Origin of the sequence: Agrobacterium sp. rho-8.1 (assembly GCF_033957725.1) — a bacterium.
Lineage (GTDB): Bacteria > Pseudomonadota > Alphaproteobacteria > Rhizobiales > Rhizobiaceae > Agrobacterium.
The window spans coordinates 1397185-1418102 of the sequence record NZ_CP192788.1 but is presented as its reverse complement, the minus strand read 5'-3'; the positions used below and the strand labels follow the sequence as shown (position 1 = coordinate 1418102).

General features: G+C 56.1%; 21 protein-coding genes and 1 riboswitch. Of the genes, 13 read left to right on the top strand and 8 right to left on the bottom strand.

The features are described 5' to 3' along the window. Positions 1-18: 18 nt before the first annotated feature. The 4 genes from trkA (at position 19) to RMR21_RS07145 (ending at position 4746) form a co-directional block, all read left to right on the top strand. Positions 19-1395, top strand: coding sequence for a Trk system potassium transporter TrkA (trkA, locus tag RMR21_RS07160; protein ID WP_498669966.1), 1377 nt, complete (start codon positions 19-21; stop codon positions 1393-1395). A gap of 187 nt (positions 1396-1582) precedes the next feature. Then, positions 1583-1825 carry an RNA chaperone Hfq gene (gene hfq, locus RMR21_RS07155; RefSeq protein ID WP_003496145.1) on the top strand — a complete coding sequence of 81 codons (243 nt, stop codon included), beginning with the start codon at positions 1583-1585 and terminating at the stop codon, positions 1823-1825. Positions 1826-2026: 201 nt separating this feature from the next. Next, positions 2027-3355, top strand: coding sequence for a GTPase HflX (gene hflX / locus RMR21_RS07150; protein ID WP_498669965.1), 1329 nt, complete (start codon positions 2027-2029; stop codon positions 3353-3355). A 218-nt stretch (positions 3356-3573) separates the two neighbouring features. Beyond that, a complete protein-coding gene (locus RMR21_RS07145) occupies positions 3574-4746 on the top strand; it encodes a GGDEF domain-containing protein (RefSeq protein ID WP_498669964.1) in 1173 nt (390 codons plus the stop codon). Positions 4747-4754: 8 nt separating this feature from the next. Here the strand turns inward: RMR21_RS07145 and mazG are convergent, their stop codons facing one another. Further along, positions 4755-5591 (bottom strand): nucleoside triphosphate pyrophosphohydrolase, encoded by an 837-nt coding sequence (mazG, locus tag RMR21_RS07140; protein ID WP_498669963.1) that lies wholly within the window; start codon positions 5589-5591, stop codon positions 4755-4757. 24 nt (positions 5592-5615) lie between these two features. Continuing rightward, positions 5616-6203 carry a tRNA-specific adenosine deaminase gene (locus tag RMR21_RS07135; protein WP_498669961.1) on the bottom strand — a complete coding sequence of 196 codons (588 nt, stop codon included), beginning with the start codon at positions 6201-6203 and terminating at the stop codon, positions 5616-5618. Positions 6204-6436: 233 nt separating this feature from the next. On the opposite strand from RMR21_RS07135, the gene cysG reads away from it, so the two are divergent. The 5 genes from cysG to RMR21_RS07110 all read left to right on the top strand — a co-directional run bounded on the left by cysG (position 6437) and on the right by RMR21_RS07110 (position 11358). Further along, a complete protein-coding gene (gene cysG / locus RMR21_RS07130) occupies positions 6437-7897 on the top strand; it encodes a siroheme synthase CysG (protein WP_498670102.1) in 1461 nt (486 codons plus the stop codon). Then, positions 7890-8204: a DUF2849 domain-containing protein gene (locus RMR21_RS07125; protein ID WP_174153213.1), complete on the top strand. Its 315-nt coding sequence runs from the start codon at positions 7890-7892 to the stop codon at positions 8202-8204. Before cysG ends, RMR21_RS07125 begins: the two co-directional genes overlap by 8 nt. An 8-nt stretch (positions 8205-8212) precedes the next feature. Next, positions 8213-9883, top strand: coding sequence for a nitrite/sulfite reductase (locus RMR21_RS07120; protein ID WP_498669960.1), 1671 nt, complete (start codon positions 8213-8215; stop codon positions 9881-9883). A gap of 11 nt (positions 9884-9894) precedes the next feature. After that, positions 9895-10401, top strand: a complete 507-nt coding sequence (locus RMR21_RS07115) for a DUF934 domain-containing protein (RefSeq protein ID WP_498669959.1) — start codon at positions 9895-9897, stop codon at positions 10399-10401. 144 nt (positions 10402-10545) lie between these two features. After that, positions 10546-11358, top strand: coding sequence for a ferredoxin--NADP reductase (locus tag RMR21_RS07110; RefSeq protein ID WP_498669958.1), 813 nt, complete (start codon positions 10546-10548; stop codon positions 11356-11358). Between the two features lie 51 nt (positions 11359-11409). Here RMR21_RS07110 and RMR21_RS07105 read toward each other — a convergent pair whose 3' ends face one another. Then, positions 11410-12684: an MFS transporter gene (locus RMR21_RS07105; RefSeq protein ID WP_498669957.1), complete on the bottom strand. Its 1275-nt coding sequence runs from the start codon at positions 12682-12684 to the stop codon at positions 11410-11412. Between the two features lie 143 nt (positions 12685-12827). Here RMR21_RS07105 and RMR21_RS07100 point away from each other — a divergent pair, with 143 nt between their 5' ends. Further along, positions 12828-13331 carry a hypothetical protein gene (locus tag RMR21_RS07100; RefSeq protein WP_498669956.1) on the top strand — a complete coding sequence of 168 codons (504 nt, stop codon included), beginning with the start codon at positions 12828-12830 and terminating at the stop codon, positions 13329-13331. 64 nt (positions 13332-13395) lie between these two features. Here the strand turns inward: RMR21_RS07100 and gcvP are convergent, their stop codons facing one another. The 4 genes from gcvP to RMR21_RS07080 all read right to left on the bottom strand — a co-directional run bounded on the left by gcvP (position 13396) and on the right by RMR21_RS07080 (position 18331). Next, entirely contained in the window at positions 13396-16260 is a 2865-nt protein-coding gene (gene gcvP, locus RMR21_RS07095) for an aminomethyl-transferring glycine dehydrogenase (RefSeq protein WP_498669955.1), read from the bottom strand. Next, complete coding sequence (gene gcvH, locus RMR21_RS07090; RefSeq protein WP_498669954.1) at positions 16260-16622, bottom strand: glycine cleavage system protein GcvH; 363 nt, start codon at positions 16620-16622, stop codon at positions 16260-16262. Before gcvH ends, gcvP begins: the two co-directional genes overlap by 1 nt. Before the next feature lie 15 nt (positions 16623-16637). Beyond that, on the bottom strand, positions 16638-17777 hold the full coding sequence (gene gcvT, locus RMR21_RS07085; RefSeq protein WP_498669953.1) for a glycine cleavage system aminomethyltransferase GcvT: 1140 nt from the start codon (positions 17775-17777) through the stop codon (positions 16638-16640). Between the two features lie 153 nt (positions 17778-17930). Then, a riboswitch (glycine riboswitch) is annotated at positions 17931-18018 on the bottom strand. Between the two features lie 106 nt (positions 18019-18124). After that, a complete protein-coding gene (locus RMR21_RS07080) occupies positions 18125-18331 on the bottom strand; it encodes a DUF3008 family protein (RefSeq protein WP_498670101.1) in 207 nt (68 codons plus the stop codon). A 130-nt stretch (positions 18332-18461) separates the two neighbouring features. Here RMR21_RS07080 and RMR21_RS07075 point away from each other — a divergent pair, with 130 nt between their 5' ends. Next, positions 18462-18869, top strand: a complete 408-nt coding sequence (locus tag RMR21_RS07075; RefSeq protein ID WP_498669952.1) for a hypothetical protein — start codon at positions 18462-18464, stop codon at positions 18867-18869. A gap of 70 nt (positions 18870-18939) precedes the next feature. Continuing rightward, complete coding sequence (locus RMR21_RS07070; protein WP_498669951.1) at positions 18940-19941, top strand: copper chaperone PCu(A)C domain-containing protein; 1002 nt, start codon at positions 18940-18942, stop codon at positions 19939-19941. Between the two features lie 61 nt (positions 19942-20002). On the opposite strand, the gene RMR21_RS07065 is transcribed toward RMR21_RS07070, so the two are convergent. Next, positions 20003-20290, bottom strand: a complete 288-nt coding sequence (locus RMR21_RS07065; RefSeq protein WP_498669950.1) for a hypothetical protein — start codon at positions 20288-20290, stop codon at positions 20003-20005. 210 nt (positions 20291-20500) lie between these two features. Between RMR21_RS07065 and crcB the strand changes: the two genes are divergently transcribed. After that, positions 20501-20878, top strand: a complete 378-nt coding sequence (gene crcB / locus RMR21_RS07060) for a fluoride efflux transporter CrcB (RefSeq protein WP_498669949.1) — start codon at positions 20501-20503, stop codon at positions 20876-20878. The last annotated feature ends 40 nt before the right edge of the window (positions 20879-20918 follow it).

The window sequence follows — 20918 nt, the reverse complement described above, 5'->3', positions numbered from 1 at the left end:
GGCCTGTAGAGAGAGCGTATGAAAGTCATCATTTGCGGCGCAGGCCAGGTGGGTTACGGCATTGCGGAGCAATTGTCGCGAGAAGATAACGAGGTTTCCGTTATCGATACCTCAGCCGCTCTGATTGCAGCCATCACCGAAACGCTGGATGTGCGCGGATATGTCGGGCATGGCTCGCACCCGGACATGCTTGCGAAAGCGGGTGCCGATCAAGCAGACATGATCATCGCCGTGACGCTGTACGACGAAATCAACATCGTTGCCTGCGAAGTGGCGCACGCGTTGTTTAGCGTCCCCACGAAGGTTGCGCGCATTCGCGACCAAAGCTACCTCCAGCCGGAATACGGTGATCTGTTCAGTCGCGAAAACATGTCCATCGATGTGACGATTTCGCCCGAGATCGAAGTTGGCAAGATGGTGTTGCGGCGTATCGCGTTCCCGGGCGCGACGGATGTGGTGCGTTTTGCGGACGACAATGTCTCCATGCTGGCCATCGAGTGCAAGGAAGACTGCCCTGTCGTCAACACGCCCTTGCAGCAGCTCAGCCACCTTTTCCCCGACCTGATTGCGACAGTCGTGGGTGTGTATCGCAACGGACATCTGAAAGCAGTCGATTCGGCGGAGCAGCTTCGGACCGGTGATCTGGCCTACGTCATCTGCCAGCGCCAACACGCGCGCCGTACGCTTGGTCTTTTCGGCCACGAGGAAAAGGAGGCAGCCCGCATCGTGATCGCAGGCGGCGGTAACATCGGCCAATATGTGGCACGCTGCATCGAAGACGTTCAGCCAAAAACGCGTGTAAAGATCATTGAGTCTGACCGTGAACGCGCCATCGCGGCATCCGAAAAACTCAACTCGACAATCGTGCTGAATGGCTCGGTCCTGGACCAGAAAATCCTGCATCAGGCGGATATTCAGGATGCAGATCTGATCGTGACGCTGACCAACAACGATCAGACCAACATTCTGGGCGCGGTCATGGCTAAGCAACTCGGCTGCAAATCCAATCTCGCACTTCTGAACGGCCCATCATTTCACGATGTCGCGAAGTCGTTGGGTTTGGATGCCTATATCAATCCGCGTGCGGTCACCATTTCTCGTGTTCTTCAACACGTTCGGAAAGGTCGCATCCGTTCTGTCTATGCGGTGCAACGCGGCAATGGTGAAATTATTGAGGCCGAGGCCTTGGATACGTCGCCGCTGGTGGGGCAGGCGCTGCGCGATATGGAGTTGCCAGATGGTGTTCGCATCGGCGTCATCTACCGGGACAAAACCGTGATCCGCCCGGACGGCGGTACCAAAATCAAGGCGAGAGATCGCGTTGTCCTGTTTGCGTCATCGGATGCAGTGCGTGAGGTAGAACAGCTATTCCGTGTATCCATTCAATATTTCTAAAATATTGTGTATGAAGTGAAAAAGCTCATCCTAGTAAATCCGGGTAAGTTTTTCGACATTGCGGAACAGATCGTGATTTGATACCAGAGTTGCTGATCGGCTGACACGGGGACGAGGTTCAGCCGATCCCATTATTGATTATGCATTCCCGGTCTCCCATCCGGGCAAAAAAGAAAGAAGCGGCGCCATGGCGGAACGTTCTCAAAACCTGCAAGATCTTTTCCTGAACACAGTTCGCAAGCAGAAGATTTCGCTCACAATATTTCTCATTAACGGTGTTAAACTGACGGGTGTGGTTACATCCTTCGATAATTTCTGTGTTCTTCTTCGCCGTGACGGACACTCTCAGCTCGTCTACAAGCACGCGATTTCGACCATCATGCCCGGTCAGCCGATGCAGATGTTTGAGTCGGAAGAAGGCGCCGCTTGAATTAGCGGCCACGACGACAATACGACAGTCATGATTTTGCCAACAACGGAACCTTGAGCTAGGTTCCGTTGTTTTTCGGCGCATGCGCTCTTATATCTTGATGGAGCGATTTCTTTACGATCCGAAAGGTGCGGGCACATTTCTACACGCGACACATCGAATGAATCCATTATCCCGGAACTGGAAAAGCGTCGGGATGACATGCGCGCCGTCGTCATTATTCCGGTCCTGAAGCAGGGGCGCGCCCCAAAGGAAGCCTCTGCGACGACGCCCCCTCGTTCGATGGAAGCGAAGCTTGAAGAAGCAAAGGGTCTGGCCCTTGCCATTGACCTTCACGTGGCCCAAGGTTTGATCGTGCCGGTCAACCAGCCACGCCCGGGAACACTGTTCGGGAGCGGGAAGATCGAGGAAATCGGTCAGCTTCTGGACGAAACCGATTGCGGGCTGGTCATCATCGATCATCCTTTGACGCCGGTTCAGCAGCGCAATCTCGAAAAAGAGTGGAATGCCAAGGTCATAGATCGCACCGGCCTCATTCTTGAGATATTTGGCCGTCGCGCCAATACCAAAGAAGGCACGCTTCAGGTCGATCTTGCGCATCTGAACTATCAGAAGGGCCGTCTGGTCAGAAGCTGGACCCACCTCGAGCGACAGCGCGGTGGCGCAGGCTTCATGGGTGGCCCCGGTGAAACCCAGATCGAAGCTGACCGTCGTTTGCTGCAGGATCGCATCGTCAAGCTTGAGCGCGAACTGGAGCAGGTTGTTCGCACGCGCCAACTCCATCGCGCCAAGCGCCGCAAGGTGCCGCATCCGATCGTGGCGCTGGTCGGTTACACCAATGCCGGAAAATCGACCCTGTTCAACCGTGTAACCGGCGCAGGCGTGCTGGCAGAAGACATGCTCTTCGCCACGCTGGACCCGACATTGCGCCGCATGAAATTGCCGCATGGCCGCACCGTCATCATGTCCGATACGGTGGGTTTTATCTCCGATCTCCCGACCCATCTGGTTGCAGCGTTCCGCGCGACACTGGAAGAGGTTCTGGAGGCTGACCTTATTCTTCATGTCCGCGACATGGCTGATCCTGATAATGGTGCGCAATCGTCTGACGTTCTTCGTATTCTGAACGATCTCGGAATCGATGAGAAAGTCGCGGATGCGCGTATCATCGAAGTCTGGAACAAGGTCGACAGGCTGGATCAGGAAACGCACGACGCCATAATGCACAAGGCGGAAGGACGTGCCAACGTCCGTGCGGTCTCAGCTATCACAGGCGAGGGTGTTGACGCCCTGATGGATGAAATCTCGCAGCGGCTCTCCGGCGTTCTGGTGACAAGCTCAATTGTGCTCGACGTCGATCAGCTTCACCTTCTGTCATGGGTCTACAGCAATGCCATCGTTGATGGACGCCAAGACAACGAGGATGGCTCTGTCACGCTGGACGTTCGTCTTTCAGACGCGCAGGCGCTTGAACTAGACAGAAGACTTGGTCACCCGAACAAATCCGTATCGGAAGATTGGGAAGCCTAGAAGTCCGCTCGCCGCGCATGCAGGAGCGTCATATAGAATGCAAGGCTAGCCGGGATACCTCTGATCTAATTTCCGGTTGGGATTGATAATATTCACTATTCTAGAGTTTATGATCAAACTCTGATAAGTGTATCATCTCATCAATCACCACTATTTAGTTAGACTTTCGTAATGAAATCCATGCGATATCATTGTCTCGTTCGCACGAGCTGATGAATATGCAAGCTTTAGATCTCAACACCGTTATGCTGCTCCACAAGCTGTCCTTCTTTGTGGCTGGGCTTTGCTTTTTGTACGTACGTTCCCAGTCGCGTGAAAGCGTGGGGCTCGGTTTTCTGGCTGCGGGTTTCTTTCTGGTCGCGATGGCAACGACACTGCTCGGAATCGGCAAGATTTTCGCGGATTACACCAATGTCTTATCCTTAGCCGGTAACTTTGCCGGGTTGGTCGGATATTCCATCTTCTGGATTGGTATGTGCAGAATCAGCAGGCAGCGCCTGAGGCGCCGCGAGTGGTTCATGTTATGCTTGCCCGTCACCGTCTGTATAACCCTCTTTGTTACAGGCGGCTACAACTCGACTGAAATCCGTACGATTGTCTTTCAAACGACGGCAGCATCGCTGCTGTTCGCCGCAGCCTTCACCGTTTTTGCGGATCGGGTTGTTGAGCCTCTTCCGGTTCGAAAAGCGCTGGCGGGAACGATCATTTTTGCTTCGTTTCTCAGTGTCTTGATTGCCATCGGTATTCTTTTTCCCAGCATTGCATATGTCTCCCCACGGAACGCTTTCTTCATCTCCATCCTTTGCCACTTTGCCATTGCTGTCTTCGTTCTGGCATTGGTGAAGGAACGTGCCGAGGAGGGCCTGAAGCGACTGGTCGGTCTCGATGTCCTGACGGGCGTTCCGAACAGGCGGTCGTTTTCCTCCCGCCTTCCAGACCTGATGCGCCAAGGCGATGCAATTGTGATGATCGACATCGATCACTTCAAGCGCATCAATGACGGCTTTGGACACCTGGCAGGCGACGAGATCCTGATCCGGGTCGCTCAAGAATTGTCGAACCGAATTCGTCCGAATGAAAGCTTCGCGCGTTTCGGTGGAGAGGAGTTCATCCTCTATATTCCTGCAAAGGACGACGCCGACGCAATAACTTTTGCCGAAACTATTCGGCAGGTGGTCAGTTCGATCAAGCATTCCATAGAAGACCAGAAAGTCGTCGCAACACTCAGCATGGGGGTTGCCGTTTGCGAGGGCAAAAGCTGTTCTCCGCTGGCTCTGATGAAACGTGCCGACACAGCGCTCTACGCATCGAAAGCTGCCGGTCGGGACCGGATGACTGTTTACAGCGAGGGGGATGCCGCGCGTCCGCAAGATGTACGGCACGCGAGTTGATAGGCGACCTACGTCTCAATCTGGCGCTCAATAGCCTTTGCCGATTGCCATAGTTCCTCCATCCGCTCCAGCGTTGCCGCTTCCATGGTTTCACCACTTTTGCTTAACGACGTCTCGATGTGGTGGAAGCGACGGCGGAACTTGGTGTTGGTGCCGCGCAAGGCATTTTCCGCGTCAGTCTTGACGTGACGACCGATATTGACGAGCGCGAATATCAGATCGCCCAGTTCATCCGATACCTTCTCTGGTTTCCCCGATGCCAGAGCTTCTCGCAGTTCTCCGATTTCCTCTTCGATTTTATCGAGGATGGGCTCTGGTGCGGACCAGTCGAAGCCAACCTGTGCCGCCTGTTCCTGAAGCTTCAACGCTTCTGTCAAAGATGGCTGCGTCCGCTGGATTGATCCCAATAGCCCGGCTTTGAAATCCTCGGTCATTCCGCGAGCCGCACGACGCTCGGCACGTTCCCGCTTCTCCTCAGCCTTGATGACATTCCATTGGATTTTAACGGATTCCTGCGTATCTGCCTCAGATGCAGCAAACACATGCGGATGGCGGCGGATCATTTTCGAGGTTACGGCCTCAACGACGTCGCCAAACGTAAACGCACCCATTTCCTCGGCAATGCGGGAATGAAACACCACTTGCAACAACAGGTCACCAAGCTCTTCGCACAGATCATCCAAATCGTTACGCTCTATGGCGTCGGCGACCTCGTAGGCCTCCTCGACCGTATAGGGCTTTATCGTCTCAAACGTCTGCACGATATCCCAAGGGCACCCCGTTTCGGGTTGTCGCAATGCCTCCATTATCTCGATGAGACGGGAAATATCCTTCGAGGGTTCCATATGCTGGCTGCTTTCTGCTGCGGTTCAGTTGAGCGGAATATCGTTTTCAGCCTTGGAGGACTGATAGTTTACCGACAGGTCTGCGTAGGTTTTCTTGATACGGGCAACCTGCTCCTTAAGAGAGATCTTGCGCTGCGCTTCTTCGGTCTCAACGAGATCGGTGATGAAATACGAAGTCCAAAAAGCATTGCTGCGCCTGTAGCCGCCTGGCTCAAGACCGAAGACTTCTTTCAGAATTTTCAGATCATGCGGGATAGCGAAGGCATCACGCGAATCTTCATGGCTGAAGAAAGAATAGAAATTGTCGAACCCAGCCCAGGTTATGGCTGACATACACATTGTGCAGGGTTCATGGGTGGAAAGAAAGATCAGCTCTTTCGGATCCGGCTTCTCGCCCAATTCATGAAAGCGCTTCAGCGTGTGGACTTCACCATGCCACAAGGGGTTTTCCAGCTCATTGTTGGTTTCCGCCACCACGAGCGACAGGTCTGATTTGCGCAATATGGCGGCGCCGAAGACTTTATTACCCAGTGCGACGCCCTTTTTGGTCAGTGGCAGAATGTCGTTCTCGATGACCTCGAGAAGACGAGACGCGATCGTGTGTTCAGTCAAGGTATTTTCCTGTTCAATTGGAGCCTCATCATTGGGCATTCGGAAGCAAAAAACGCCAGCAAAATGCACAAAATTTGTAGAAAATGGTTGGAATTACAACAGTGTGACGAATTCGCGCCATCGGTCGCTTTTCCTCCAAATCAGCGCTTGCCGAGAAATAAAAATCTACTGCAATATAGCAATGGAATTTCTGTACCTTCAATCCTGACGCTTGATCGGACATAAGTATGGGTATGCTTACGAACGCCCCAGACAAAGCTGACCATCGGCTTACGACTTTTCCTGCTTTTTTCAAGGTGGACAAGCGTCCCGTCGCGGTTTTTGGAAATGGCGATGAGGCGTTCGCGAAGGTCCGTCTTCTGCTCAACACCAGCGCCGATATTCGCGCTTTTGCCGACGCGCCACAGGATGATTACGCGGCGTTGCTCGGGCGAGGAGAGGTGACCCATCACCCGCTGCCTTTCTCGCCGGAACTCGTTGATGGCATGGTCCTCGTTTTTGCTGCGACCGGTGAAGAAGCGCTCGACCGTCAGATTGTCGATGCTGCGCGTTCTAAATCTATTCCCGCAAATGCCGTGGATCAGCCCGGCTATTGCGATTTCTATACACCTGGCCTCGTGTCCCGCGCGCCTCTTGCCGTTGCCATCTGTACTGAAGGTGCCGGGCCTGTCTTGGGTCAGATCGTTCGCGCGCGGATCGATCAGATGCTGGCACCATCCCTTGGTCGGCTTGCCCGTCTGGCGGTCGAGTACCGGGATGCGGCCGAACAGAATATCCCCAAGGGTGCTCTGCGTCGAAACTTCTGGCGGCGTTTCTTCTCTGGCAGCGTCGCCGACTCCGTTGCGCTGAACGATATCGATGCTGCGCATAGTGCTGCTTCCCATCTGCTGGCGTCGCCGGAGCGCCCCGAAGGTTACGTCTGGCTAGTCGGCGCGGGTCCGGGTGCCGAGGATTTGCTGACATTGCGCGCCCAGCGCGTTCTGATGCAGGCTGATGTCATTGTCTACGACGCATTGGTACCCCTGGAAATCGTCAATATGGGCCGCCGCGATGCAGAGCGTCTTTCCGTTGGCAAGCGCAAGGGCTGCCACTCGAAATCGCAGTCCGACATCAACAGGCTTTTGGTGACGTTGGGTGAAGAGGGCAAGCGCGTTGTGCGTCTCAAGTCTGGCGACCCGCTTGTCTACGGTCGTGCAGCCGAGGAAATGGCTGCGCTGCGGGAGGCTGGCATTGGTTACGAGATCGTGCCGGGCATTACCTCGGCGTTTGCGGCTGCCGCCGATTTTGAATTGCCGCTGACGTTGCGTGGCGTTGCGTCTTCGCTCATTTTTACCACCGGTCATGATCTCGCGGGCGATATCCTGCCGGATTGGGCACGTCTGGCAGTGTCGGGTGCGACGATTGCGGTCTATATGGGCCGTTCGGTCGCGGCATCTGTTGCCACACGGCTGATGAATGCTGGCCTTAATGGAGATACGACGGTTGCTGTCATCGAAAATGCCAGCCGGTCCTATCGCCGCCTTATGCACGGGACACTGAAGGATCTACCCGATCTGGAACATCGCGACGAATTGACGGGTCCTGTCATGGTTATCATCGGCGATGCGGTCGCGGGTGCAAATTTCGAACGGTCTGAAGCGCTGGCATCTGCCGATGCCCTTTCTGATCCAAAGCAGGAGTATGCAAATGGTTGACAAGGTTCTGACAGCCAACCGTCTCGATGACGGCATCGCCGTATGGCTCGATGCGAACGGTGTCTGGAACGAAGATCTTCAGTCGGCGCTCGTTGCCCGTCACGCTGAGGCGGAAGCCTCGCTCGAAGAGATTGGCAAGCGCGATTTTTCTGCCAATAAGGTGGTGGATGTCAACATCGTCGACGTGACGGAAGAAAACGGCCTGTTGTGGCCGACACGCCTGCGTGAACGCATCCGCGCTGCTGGCCCAACAATTCCATACGCCGACGGCTTCAAGGCAGCCGACGCGGCATTCATTGCAGTCTGAGGAATACCATGTACCGCTACGACGAGTTCGACCACGCTTTTGTTCAGGGTCGCGTGGAGCAATTCCGCGATCAGGTGGAACGACGCCTTTCAGGTGAGCTGGCGGAAGACGCTTTCAAGCCGCTGCGCCTTATGAACGGCGTCTATCTGCAACTGCATGCCTATATGCTGCGCGTTGCCATTCCCTACGGTACCCTGAATGCAAAACAGATGCGGATGTTGGCGCATATCGCTCGCAAATATGACCGTGGCTACGGCCACTTTACGACGCGTCAGAACATTCAATACAACTGGCCTCGCCTTGCCGATACACCAGATATTCTGGCTGAACTGGCAAGCGTTGAGATGCACGCATTGCAGACATCCGGCAATTGCATTCGCAACGTCACGGCTGATCACTTTGCCGGCGCTGCGGCCGATGAAGTTGCAGACCCGCGTCCCTATGCGGAAATCCTGCGTCAATGGTCGTCCGTTCACCCGGAATTCTCTTTCCTGCCACGCAAGTTCAAGATTGCCGTTACGGGTGCAGAGAAGGATCGCGCTGCCATTCAGGTGCATGACATCGGTTTGCATTTGAAGAAGAACGAAAAGGGCGAGATTGGCTTTGCCGTTTATGTCGGTGGCGGGCAGGGCAGAACACCGATGATCGCCAAAAAGATCAACGACTTCCTGCCCGAAGAAGATCTGCTGTCTTACACGACTGCCATCATGCGCGTTTATAATCTGCATGGCCGTCGAGACAACAAGTACAAGGCTCGAATCAAGATTCTTGTTCACGAGACGGGCGCTGAGGAACTAGCGCGTCAGGTAGAAGCGGAATTTGCCCAGCTGAAAAATGGTGAGCTGAAACTGCCGGATGCCGATATCGCGGCCATTACCTCCTACTTCGCCCTGCCGGATTTAAAGGCGCGTCCCGAAGGGTGGGAAAGCCTTGCTCGATGGAAAAAGGCAGATACAGATTTTGCTCGCTGGGTGGACCAGAACGTCCAGCCGCATCAAAACCCGGATTACGGCATGGTGACGGTTTCGTTGAAGCCCATCGGCGGCATTCCCGGCGACGCATCCGACGCGCAGATGGATCTGATGGCCGATATAGCCGAAGAATACGCTTTTGATGAAATCCGCATCAGCCATGAACAGAATATCATTTTGCCGCATGTGGCGTTGGCCGATCTGGAACCCGTCTATAGAGCGCTCCTGGGGTCAGGACTCGCCACGGCGAATGCCGGGTTGATTACCGATATCATTGCCTGTCCGGGGTTGGATTATTGTGCGCTGGCCAATGCGCGCTCTATCCCAGTCTCGCAGGAAATCTCGAATCGCTTTGGTTCGCCGGAACGTCAGGCCGAAATTGGCGAGCTGAAGATCAAGATTTCCGGCTGTATCAACGCCTGCGGCCACCACCATGTCGGCCATATCGGTCTGCTCGGTGTGGAAAAGAAAGGTGCCGAACTCTACCAGATCACACTGGGTGGATCGGGTGATGAAAACTCGTCCATCGGTGAAATCATCGGTCGCGGTTTTGAGCCGGAGAAGGTAACGGACGCGGTGGAAACCATTGTCGATACTTACCTTGGCCTGCGCCTGTCGAAAGAAGAGACATTCCTTCAGGCCTATCGCCGCGTCGGTGCGCAGCCTTTCAAGGAAGCGCTCTATCCGGCAGCCGCCGCAGCCGCATAAGGAACAGCAGGATGACGAAAATCTGGAACGAGAGCGGCTTCGTGGAGAACGATCCGTGGGTTATCGAGACCGAAGAGGTCACGGCGCAGGATGGCCAACAGCCGGTTCTCGGCCTCGACGCGTTCATTTCGCGTGCCGAGGAAAGCAATGATATCGGCCTTGGGGTACTCGTGACACCGGCGGACGACGTTGAAAAGCTGCGTCCCTTCATCGATCGCATTGCTTTGGTTGCGGTCAGCTTTCCCGCTTTCAGCGATGGTCGTGGGTTCAGCCACGCATCTCTGTTGCGAACGCGCCTGAACTATCAGGGCGAGTTGCGGGCGGTCGGTGACGTATTGATCGATCAGGTGCCGCTCATGCTGCGGACCGGCTTTACAAGCTTTGCGGTCATGAACGAGACGGCAATCCGTCGTCTGTCCGAAAACCGTCTGCCCGCTATCGATGTCTATTACCAGCCAACGGCGAAACCTTCGGTGGGTGGAGAGGCGTATAGCTGGCGTCGTCAAAAAGCGGTCTGAGATATTGCGCAGAAACATGATTTTTTGACACATATTTCTGCGCGCATATCACCAATGACAATCCTTTGCCTTCAAAAGCAGGTCCAGATGGTTTATTGCCCCATCTGAAAATATTGCACATCACGTGAAATGGACGGATAGAGAATGAACGCTCCAGCCAAGACGGAAGAATTTGCTGTGAAGATCCCCGATGGCGTTTACGCCGAAACAGTGCTTTCGGTCGAGCATTATACCGATCACCTGTTCCGTTTTCGCATGACGCGGCCTGCGGGCTTTCGTTTCCGTTCAGGTGAATTCGCCATGATTGGTCTGATGGTTGGCGATAAGCCTGTCTATCGTGCCTATTCCATTGCTAGTCCCGCCTGGGATGAGGAACTGGAGTTCTTCTCCATCAAGGTGCCGGATGGCCCTTTGACCTCACATCTGCAGCAGATCAAGCCCGGTGACACCGTGCTGATGCGCAAGAAGCCGACAGGCACGCTGGTTCTGGATGCTCTGACGCCTGGCAAGCGCCTCTATATGTTTTCGACAGGAACAGGTATCGCGCCCTTCGCCAGCCTGATCCGTGATCCTGAAACCTATGAAAAGTTCGAGGACGTCATCCTCACCCACACGTGCCGTGACGTGGCAGAACTGAAATACGGCTTCGATCTGGTCGAGGAAATCAAGAACCACGAGTTCCTCAGCGAGTTGGTAGGCGATAAACTGAAGCATTATGCAACGGTAACGCGCGAGGACTATGCTTTCACGGGCCGCATCACCGACCTTATCGAGAATGGCAAGATGTTTGCGGATCTCGGTGTGCCATCATTCGACCCAGCCATTGACCGGGGAATGATCTGCGGATCGTCTGCCATGCTGAAGGATACCAAGGCGCTTCTGGAGCAGGCAGGTTTGAATGAAGGTGCCAACAACAAGCCTGCGGAGTTCGTTATCGAACGCGCTTTTGTTGGCTGATCATCTATGTATGGACTGAAAAAAGGAAGCTCTCGGCTTCCTTTTTTCGTATCAAACCCTTGCTTCAGCTTCTTCCTGGCTGGGCGCTATATCGTGTCTGAAGATCAGGAAGAGAACGATCGCGATGGCTGCAACACCGCCACCAACAAGGTGGGATAGCGCGTAACCGCCTTCCGTGGTCAACCAGCCGGCTACGCCATTGCTGAGCGAAGCGCCGATGCCTTGTACCGTCATGACACTGGCCAGCCCGACGTTGAAGCGTCCGGTACCCTTCAAGATGCGTTCGACGGCAATAGGGGTCGCGATGCCGAGAAGACCGGCACCGATGCCGTCCAGCAACTGGACCGGATAGATTACCCAGAAATCGCTGAACGATGCCGCCAGCAGGCCACGGATAGGTAGAGCGGCGAGCGCGATGATAAAAACCGCCGAAAGCCCGAAACGCCGGATAAGCCAAGGGGTGAGCGCCGCCACGAAGATCATGGCAAATTGTGCGACACCGGTGATGATCGCGGTCGTGCGGAAGGGCGTATTGAGCTCGATCGCGAAGTTTTGCGCGATCAACCGTCCCATAGGCGCATTACCGAAGTGGAAAATCAAAAGGATGATGGACAAAAAGATCAGGCCGCGCTCCTTGAAGAGGACCTTGAAGCCGGATGGTCCCGGTTCGCCTTCGTCATGGCCCAGGCCGCGCGCCACCTTGTGGTCGATGCGTTTGGGATCGATAGCCACGACGGCGGCAAGCGCGCCGATGGCGGTTGCGACCATAAGTCCGATCACGCCAGAAATGCCGAAGGCGGTTACAGCGAAGTAGGTCGCAAATAGCGAGACAAAATTACCGCCGTGGTTCCAGAACTCGTTGCGCGAAATCTGCTGGGAGAACATCCGTTCGCCAACCAGACCCAATGTTAAACCGGCAAGAGCCGGACCGACGACGGCACCAACGACCGCCGTCATGATCTGCCCGGTCCAGACCACAGCCTCGTTTGTAAAGATGAGCGTGATCAGCGCACCGACCGTGACCAGCACCACCGGCACAGCAATCAGGGTCCGTTTCCACGTCGATCCGTCCACGAGCGCGCCGCATAGTGGCGTGGCAGCGAGCCCGATGAGGCCACCAACCGTGGCGATAACGCCCAGTTGCATGGCAGACCATCCATTGGTCGCAAGAAATGCATCCAGAAACGGCCCAAGCCCGTCACGGGCATCCGCAAGGAAAAAATTGAGGGCAGCGAGCGCAAAAATAGAGCGGTCTGATAGGCCTGCATTCTGTGAACCTCCGGAGGAGCGTCCGCTTTCGGCGAGAGGCGTTGTCAGCGTTGTCATGGAAGGGCTCTCCGAAAGGGATGAGACGAAGCTGGCGAGAAACGCGTGGAACGGGTTTAGGTTGCTTATGGAGCATAACGACAGGTGCAAAGGAACTATCGTTGCGGTGGGGCGTTCGATTTTCACAAACAAGGAAAACGCGCATGAATGCCAAACTGATTTCCATAGTAGCACTCGCGGCCGGGCTGGCGGCATCACCGGTATTGGCTGACGAGAGCGAGTTTCTTTCTTCGCTGAAAGGAAGCTGGAAAGGTTCCGGCACAGTTACGATGAAGATTGGCTCAAAACCCATCAACGTCACCTGCACCTTCGACTCGACCGCTTCAGGCCCGACCCTGCGAATGAACGGAACATGCCGCGGACTGTTGGTCGTTCGCCGTGCGATTTCCGCCGATCTGAGTGCCTCGGGGACGCGCTACCGGGGGAACTATGTCGGTCCATCCGGAATACCTTCGGCACTTTCGGGCAGCCGCAGCGGCAACTCCGTCAATCTCTCGGTCGCCTGGAAGCGCGTCATCAATGGGGACCGGGTCGCAGCGATGACGATTACGAAGGTTGGCAGCAACGGCTTGCGTTTGCGCACCACCGATAAAGACGGTGCTGGCGGACCGACGGTGGTCACGGCGGATATTCAGCTGACCCGTTAACGACAGGCAGTCGCCGTTCAGTGAAAAGGCCCGGATCTCTCCGGGCCTTTCGTGTCTGTGAATGTTACTCCGCCGCTTCCGCGTATTCGCTCATCGGCGGGCATGTGCAGATGAGGTTGCGGTCGCCATAAACGTTGTCGACGCGGTTAACCGGTGACCAATATTTGTCCACGCGGAATGCACCCGGTGGATAGCAGGCCTGTTCGCGAGAGTAGGGACGATCCCACTCGCCGACCAGATCTTCCACGGTGTGAGGTGCGTTCTTCAGAGGATTGTTGGTCTTGTCGGACCGACCTTCCTCAATGTCGCGGGCTTCCCGACGGATGGCCAGCATCGCATCGCAGAAGCGGTCGAGTTCGGCCTTTGGCTCGGATTCGGTCGGCTCGATCATCAGCGTACCGGCAACTGGCCAGCTCATGGTCGGGGCGTGGAAGCCGCAGTCGATCAAGCGCTTGGCAACATCGTCCACCGTCACGCCGCAGCTGTCCGCCAGCGGGCGTGTGTCGATGATGCACTCATGTGCCACGCGTCCGGCCTCGGACTTGTAAAGCACATCGTAAGCGCCCTTCAGCCTGGCCGCGATATAGTTGGCGTTCAGGATCGCGACCTTGGTCGCCTGCGTCAAACCTTCGCCGCCCATCATCAGGCAGTAGCTCCAGGAGATCGGCAGGATCGACGGCGAGCCGAACGGTGCCGCCGAGACCGCGCCTGAGCGCCCATCGCTCGCAGGGTGGCCGGGCAGGTATGGCGCCAGATGGGCTTTGACGCCGATGGGGCCCATGCCGGGACCACCGCCGCCATGCGGAATGCAGAAGGTCTTGTGCAGATTGAGGTGGGAAACATCAGAGCCGATATCGCCCGGACGGGACAGACCGACCATGGCGTTCATATTCGCGCCGTCGAGATAGACCTGGCCGCCATGCTCGTGAGTGATATCGCAAATTTCGCGAACGGTCTCTTCAAACACGCCGTGGGTAGAAGGATAGGTGATCATGCAGCATGAGAGGTTTTCGGCGTACTGCTTTGCTTTTGCACGGAAATCATCGATATCGATATCGCCGTTTTCAAGCACTTTCACCGGGATAACGCGCATGCCCACCATCTGCGCCGACGCAGGGTTCGTGCCGTGTGCGGATGTCGGGATGAGGCAGAGATCACGGTGGGCGTCACCCCGTGCGAGGTGGTAGTTGCGAATGGTCAGCAGACCCGCATATTCGCCCTGCGCACCGGAATTCGGCTGCATGGAGAACGCGTCGTAACCGGTGACTTCGCATAGCTTGGAAGAGAGATCATCGATCATTTCCTTGTAACCCAGCGCCTGATCGGCTGGTACGAAGGGGTGAATATCCGAAAACTCAGGCCATGTGATCGGCAGCATTTCGGCTGTCGCATTCAGTTTCATGGTGCAGGAGCCGAGCGGGATCATAGAGCGATCAAGCGCCAGATCGCGGTCCGAAAGACGGCGGATGTAACGGGTCATCTCGCTTTCGGCGCGGTTCATGTGGAAGATCGGATGCGTCATGTACTGGCTGGTGCGCAACAAATCCTTCGGTAGGCGGTACTCCGGGTCGAAATCCGAGATCGAGAAATTACCGCCAAAGGCGCGCCAGACGGCTTCGAGCGTCGCGGGGCGTGTGCGCTCGTCGAGACTCATGCCGATCTTGGTCGCGCCGATCTTGCGAAGGTTCACGCCTCCTGAAACGGCCGCTCGCATAATGACGCCCTGCATGTGGCCAACATCGACGGTAATCGTGTCGAAGAATGTTTCAGGCTCGATCACGTAGCCCAGCTTTTCGAGCCCCTTGGCCATCAGCACAGCCTTCTGATGGGTCTGCTGAGCAATGGCCTTGATGCCCTGCGGGCCATGGAACACGCCATACATGGAGGCCATGACGGCGAGAAGCACCTGCGCGGTGCAGATGTTGGACGTGGCTTTTTCGCGGCGGATATGCTGCTCGCGTGTCTGAAGCGACAGGCGGTAGGCACGGTTGCCGCGCGCATCCACCGACACACCGACAAGACGGCCAGGCATGGAGCGCTTGATCGCGTCCTTGACGGCCATGAAGGCCGCGTGTGGGCCGCCATAACCAACCGGAACACCGAAACGCTGAGAGGAGCCAATGGCGATGTCAGCCTTCATTTCGCCTGGGGATTTTAAGAGCGTCAGCGCCAGAAGGTCAGTCGCGACCGCAGCGATGGCACCCGTCTGGTGCAGTCGGGAAATCAGTCCGGTGAAGTCGTTCACGTGGCCGTGCGTTCCGGGATATTGGAACAGGGCACCGAAAACGTCGACTGGATCGAGATCGGTGAAGGGATTGCCGACAATGACATTCCAGCCCAGCGGTGCGGCACGCGTTTCGATCAGCGCAATGGTCTGCGGATGGCAGTTGGCGTCCACGAAGAAGGCCGTCGCCTTGGACTTCGCAACGCGCTGGCACATCGCCATGGCTTCGGCAGCAGCCGTTGCTTCATCGAGCAGCGAGGCGTTTGCAACGTCCAGACCGGTGAGATCTGAAATCATGGTCTGGAAATTCAACAGCGCTTCAAGACGGCCTTGAGAAATTTCCGGCTGGTACGGCGTATACGCGGTGTACCAGGCAGGGTTTTCCAGAATGTTGCGCTGGATGACCGGCGGCGTGATGGTGCCGTAGTAGCCCTGACCGATGAGCGATGTCAGAACCTTGTTCTTGTTGGCGGTTTCGCGGAGACGGTCCAGCGCCTCGCGTTCCGTCAGCGCAGCACCCCAGGCGAGCGGCGCCTTCTGGCGAATGGAGGAGGGCACGGTCGCATCGATGAGGGCGTCGAGGCTGTTGTAACCGATGACCTTCAACATATCCGTCATTTCCGACGGAGACGGCCCGATATGACGCCGGTTGGCAAAGTCATAGGGCTGATAGTCGGTGAAATGGAACTCTGTGGGAGTCGTCATTACGCAATAAGCTCCTTATAGGCGGCTTCATCCAGCAGCGCATCGGCGTCAGACGTGTTGGAAAGCTTGAGCTTGAAGAACCAGCCGGCACCCTGCGGATCGGAGTTGACCAGCGACGGATCGTCCACGATCGCCTGATTGATTTCGGTGATTTCGCCGTCGAGCGGACAATAGACGTCCGATGCTGCCTTGACGCTTTCAACGGTTGCGGCATCTCCATCCTTGGAGAAGGTCGCGCCGACTTCCGGCAATTCCACAAAGACCAGATCGCCCAGCTGTTCTGCGGCATGGGTGGTGATGCCAACAGTTGCGACATCGCCTTCAATCTTCAGCCACTCGTGTTCTTGAGTAAATTTCAGCATTGGTCTCTCCGGAAATTAGCGTTTGTAAGTGGGTGTAATGAAGGGCAGGGCGGCAACGGCCACTGGCAGATACTTGCCGCGAACTTCCGCGAAAACAGCCGTGCCGGGTGTTGCGAATTCTTTTGGTAGATAACCCATGGCAACCGGGCCTTCGACAGTGGGGCCGAAACCGCCTGACGTGACTTTACCGATTTCAGTTTTGCCTTCCGCATCGGCAAAAAGCTTGGCGTGGCCGCGCACGGGTGCCTTGCCATCCGGCTTCAGGCCTACACGGCGACGGGTCGTGCCGTTTGCGAGTTCGTCCAAAATCCGGTCTGCACCAGGAAAACCGCCTTCGCGATCACCGCCCGTGCGGCGTGCCTTCTGTATGGCCCACTCAAGCGAGGCCTCGACAGGCGATGTCGTGGTATCGATATCATTGCCGTAAAGGCAGAGGCCAGCTTCGAGACGCAGGCTGTCGCGGGCACCAAGGCCAATGGCTTCGCAGTCTGGGTGTTCAAGCAGTGCCTTCGCAACCTCTTCGGCCTTGTCGGCCGGAATGGAAATTTCAAAACCGTCTTCGCCGGAATATCCGGACCGCGAGACGATGCAGAGGACGTCGTGGAGCGGTACCTCACGCACATCCATGAACTTCATGGCGGAAACGCCCGCCCAAAGTTCGGCCAGAACAGCCTCGGCACGGGGACCCTGGAGAGCAATCAAGGCGCGGTCATCGAGCAGTGTAATATCGCAGCTATCGGAAAGATGCGCTTTCATATGCGCGAGATCGGCGTCCTTGCAGGCGGCGTTGACGACGATGAAAAGGTGATCGCCACGGTTGGTGATCATGAGGTCGTCCAGAATGCCGCCATTGTCATCCGTGAAGAAACCGTAGCGCTGACGGCCTTCTTTCAGACTGAGGATGTCGACCGGAACCAGCTTTTCGAGTGCCAGGGCTGCGTCTTCAACCTTGCCGGACTTCGCCCTCACGATAACTTGGCCCATGTGGGACACGTCGAACAGGCCAGCGGATGTGCGGGTGTGGAGATGCTCCTTCATGACGCCAGCAGGGTACTGCACAGGCATGTCGTAACCTGCGAAGGGCACCATGCGGGCGCCAAGAGACAGATGAAGGGAGTGCAGTGGTGTGACTTGTAACTCGGCTGTATCGGCCAAGGACGCCTCCAGGGTTACGCGATGTCGCGCGGGCTCATGTCAAGACACCGTTGAAAGTGCCGGGTTCAAGAGCCCCCTCTGTCCTTGTCGCCTGAGATTGTTATCCCTTCGGCGAGCCGTCCTTATGCAGGTGGCTTCTCTCCAGAGTTCCGTCCTTTTCCGCTGGTCCTTTTGCCTGAGAGTTTCCGGGGCGGTTGCTCCTTCGGCCCCGCCCTGAGGCGGTGTCTCCCAGCGGGATAGACTTTCATTATCTGCTAAGCCAGTTTCTTGGCAAGGACCAAATGACGCAGCCAAACAGTTTTTTGTTCCGGTTGCGCCATCGATCAATGAGGGGCTTGGCAGATCGATCAGCGACGGACCGGATGTCCTGAGTCATCTTTCCTTTCTGGCAGTCTCGCGTGTTTAGTTGATGCCAAATCTTCAAGTTCCTTTTCTGTCATGGACTTAGCCATGGTTTTTGAAGCGCCTTGTAAACGTGATTTCGGCATATCGCCACGCTTTGCGGCAAGTGCGGCCCCAGCGGCCTTTTGTTGGGCTTTGGATTTTGCAGGCATGATGATCGTATCCTCACGGTTTTCGAACGTTGAGGGAACGTAGCTTTGGAGGCAGCGGTTCCGCTGCGGTGCAATTGTACTTTGATTTACGACAAAAACCGAGATATCGCTTCGTGCCATGAGAGCTTCGATGAGCAGGCAACAGGTATCGGCGAAAACGATTCTGCGCATCTTTTGCGCCACGCTGATGCTGTCGCTGGGTTTTGCTCACAAGCCCGTCGCGGCTATGGCAGCTCCTGCAATTGCTTTCGATGAAGCCTACCGTTTTCCCGATGGAAGTTTTGCCGAGATTTGCGCGGCACATGCGGACGTCGATACGCCGCATAAAACCAGCAAGTCGGATCACTCCGGCATGCCGTTGCTATTTTGCGAAGCCTGCCTTCTGGCGTCCTCGATTCTTCTCCCGACACCGGACACGACGTCTTGGGTGAGGGCGCATTTCGCGTGGCTCGACAATCGCCCGACGCTTTACATGTCGCCATCGCGGAGTGTCGATGACCACCGCCCCAGAGCGAGAGCACCGCCTGTTTCTCTTTGATCCTGAAAAACACTTTCCCCTGAAACGACGATTGCCGCGCTCCAGGAGCCGCAATCGAGAGGATCCAAAGATGAATATTCGCCACGTCTCGCTCTACACCGCTTTGCTGGCTTCCGCTTCTGCCGTGCCGGCGTTCGCGCACACCAGCTTCGTCAACCCCACAGCCGCACAGGAGAGCACCATCGTCGCTGCCCTTCAGGTTCCGCATGGTTGCGAGGGTGGTCTTGCCACCACAGAGGTGGACATAAAGCTTCCGGAAGGGTTCATTTCGGCAAAACCGCAGCCCAAAGCCGGTTGGGACATCGAGATCATGCAGGGCGATTACCAGAAGAGCTACATGAACCACGGTACCGAGGTTAAAAGCGGACCAGTGGAGATCCGATGGAAAGGCGGCGATCTGCCGGATGCCTATTACGATACCTTTAATGTGCAGGGGAAGATTTCAGGCGTCGATGCGGATACCAACCTGCCATTCAAGGTGACGCAGGTGTGCGGGAAGAACGGAACTGCACGCTGGGATGAGATCGCTGCGAACGGCCAGGACCCGCATGCGCTGAAAAATCCGGCCCCCACCATTCACATTGTCGCGCAAAAGGCCTCAGGTGCCGAGCATGACCACAGCTCGGCTGCAAAGGATCACGGCGCCATGGAAGAGATGGCAGATGTCGTCAAAGCCGGAGATCTGGAAATCTCTGGTGCGATGAGCAAGGCCATGCTTCCCGGACAACCGGTCGGCGGCGGTTTCGTCACGATCAAGAATGATGGTTCTGCTGATGATCGTCTGGTTTCGGTGGCATCACCACTGGCCGGTCGTGCCGAAATTCATGAAATGGCGATGGTCAGTGACGTCATGAAAATGCGTAAACTGGATGCCGGTATCGCCATTCCCGCTGGCAAGACAGTCGAACTGACGCCGGGTGGCCTTCACTTCATGTTCTTCAACGTCAGCAAACCATTCGCCGAGGGCGACAAGGTGCCTGTCACACTGACGTTCGAGAAGGCCGGGAAGGTCGATGTGATGATGAACGTCGGCTCAGCCAAGGGTGGCCAGGACAAGCATCAGCACAATTGATCGGACAAAAGCTGCCGGGGAGTTATCTCGACCCGGCAGTCAATCTGGTAGACGAGACCGCTCAGACTTCTGCGCGACCCTTGTTTTCCTCATAGGCCTCGATGACTTCCTCGAGAGTGGCCTGCGGGTTCTGATGTTGCCCGGCCGTCAGGAAATGCGTCGACATCGCGGATGGCTTGACGATGGCCGTCATCACATTGACGTCCGCCTCATCGCTCTGGCCGGTCTTTCGCGCGAGTTCACGAACGGCCTGCTCAACCTCCGCCTTTCTCGACGGACGCTGGACGGACTTGATGCTGTCGGCCACATATCCGGCGGTGGTCGCTGAAACTGTCAAAACTTGCACCATGCGATCACCCTCCTGATCTTGAATTTTACCAAGGTAGCAGCGGCGTATTTATTCTCAATTAAATCCATTGGTTGCAATTGAGGCGTATCTTAACGGATCCATCAATGGATTTTTTATGACGTTTGCAAGGTTGGGGATTTTCTCTTTCCTGACCTTTGTCGTAGACATCATTTCGGCTTTTATGGTCGTCAGTTCCTGTTGGAGATTCTCATGCTCAACATCGCCCTCGTGGCTGCCGGAGGCGCAATCGGTTCGATTGCCCGTTATCTCGTGGGCGTTTGGAGTGTGCGTCTCGCTGGTCCGAATTTTCCCTGGGGTACGATCACCGTCAATATCGTTGGCGCGTTCCTGATCGGCCTGATGGTCGAGGTGGTGGCCCGTCGCTTCGATGCTTCGGCCGAAATGCGGGTTTTTATCGTCACCGGAGTCATCGGTGGCTTTACCACATGGTCTTCGTTTACGCTGGATGCGGTGACGCTTTTCGAGCGTGGAGACATGGGGCAGGCGGCACTTTATCTGGCGGGAAGTCTCACCCTTTCTTTCGCCGCCATCTTTGCCGGGCTGGCCTTGGGGCGCAGTTTGTTCTAAAGGCAACCCAAATGCCGCACATCAACGATGCGGCGCCCAA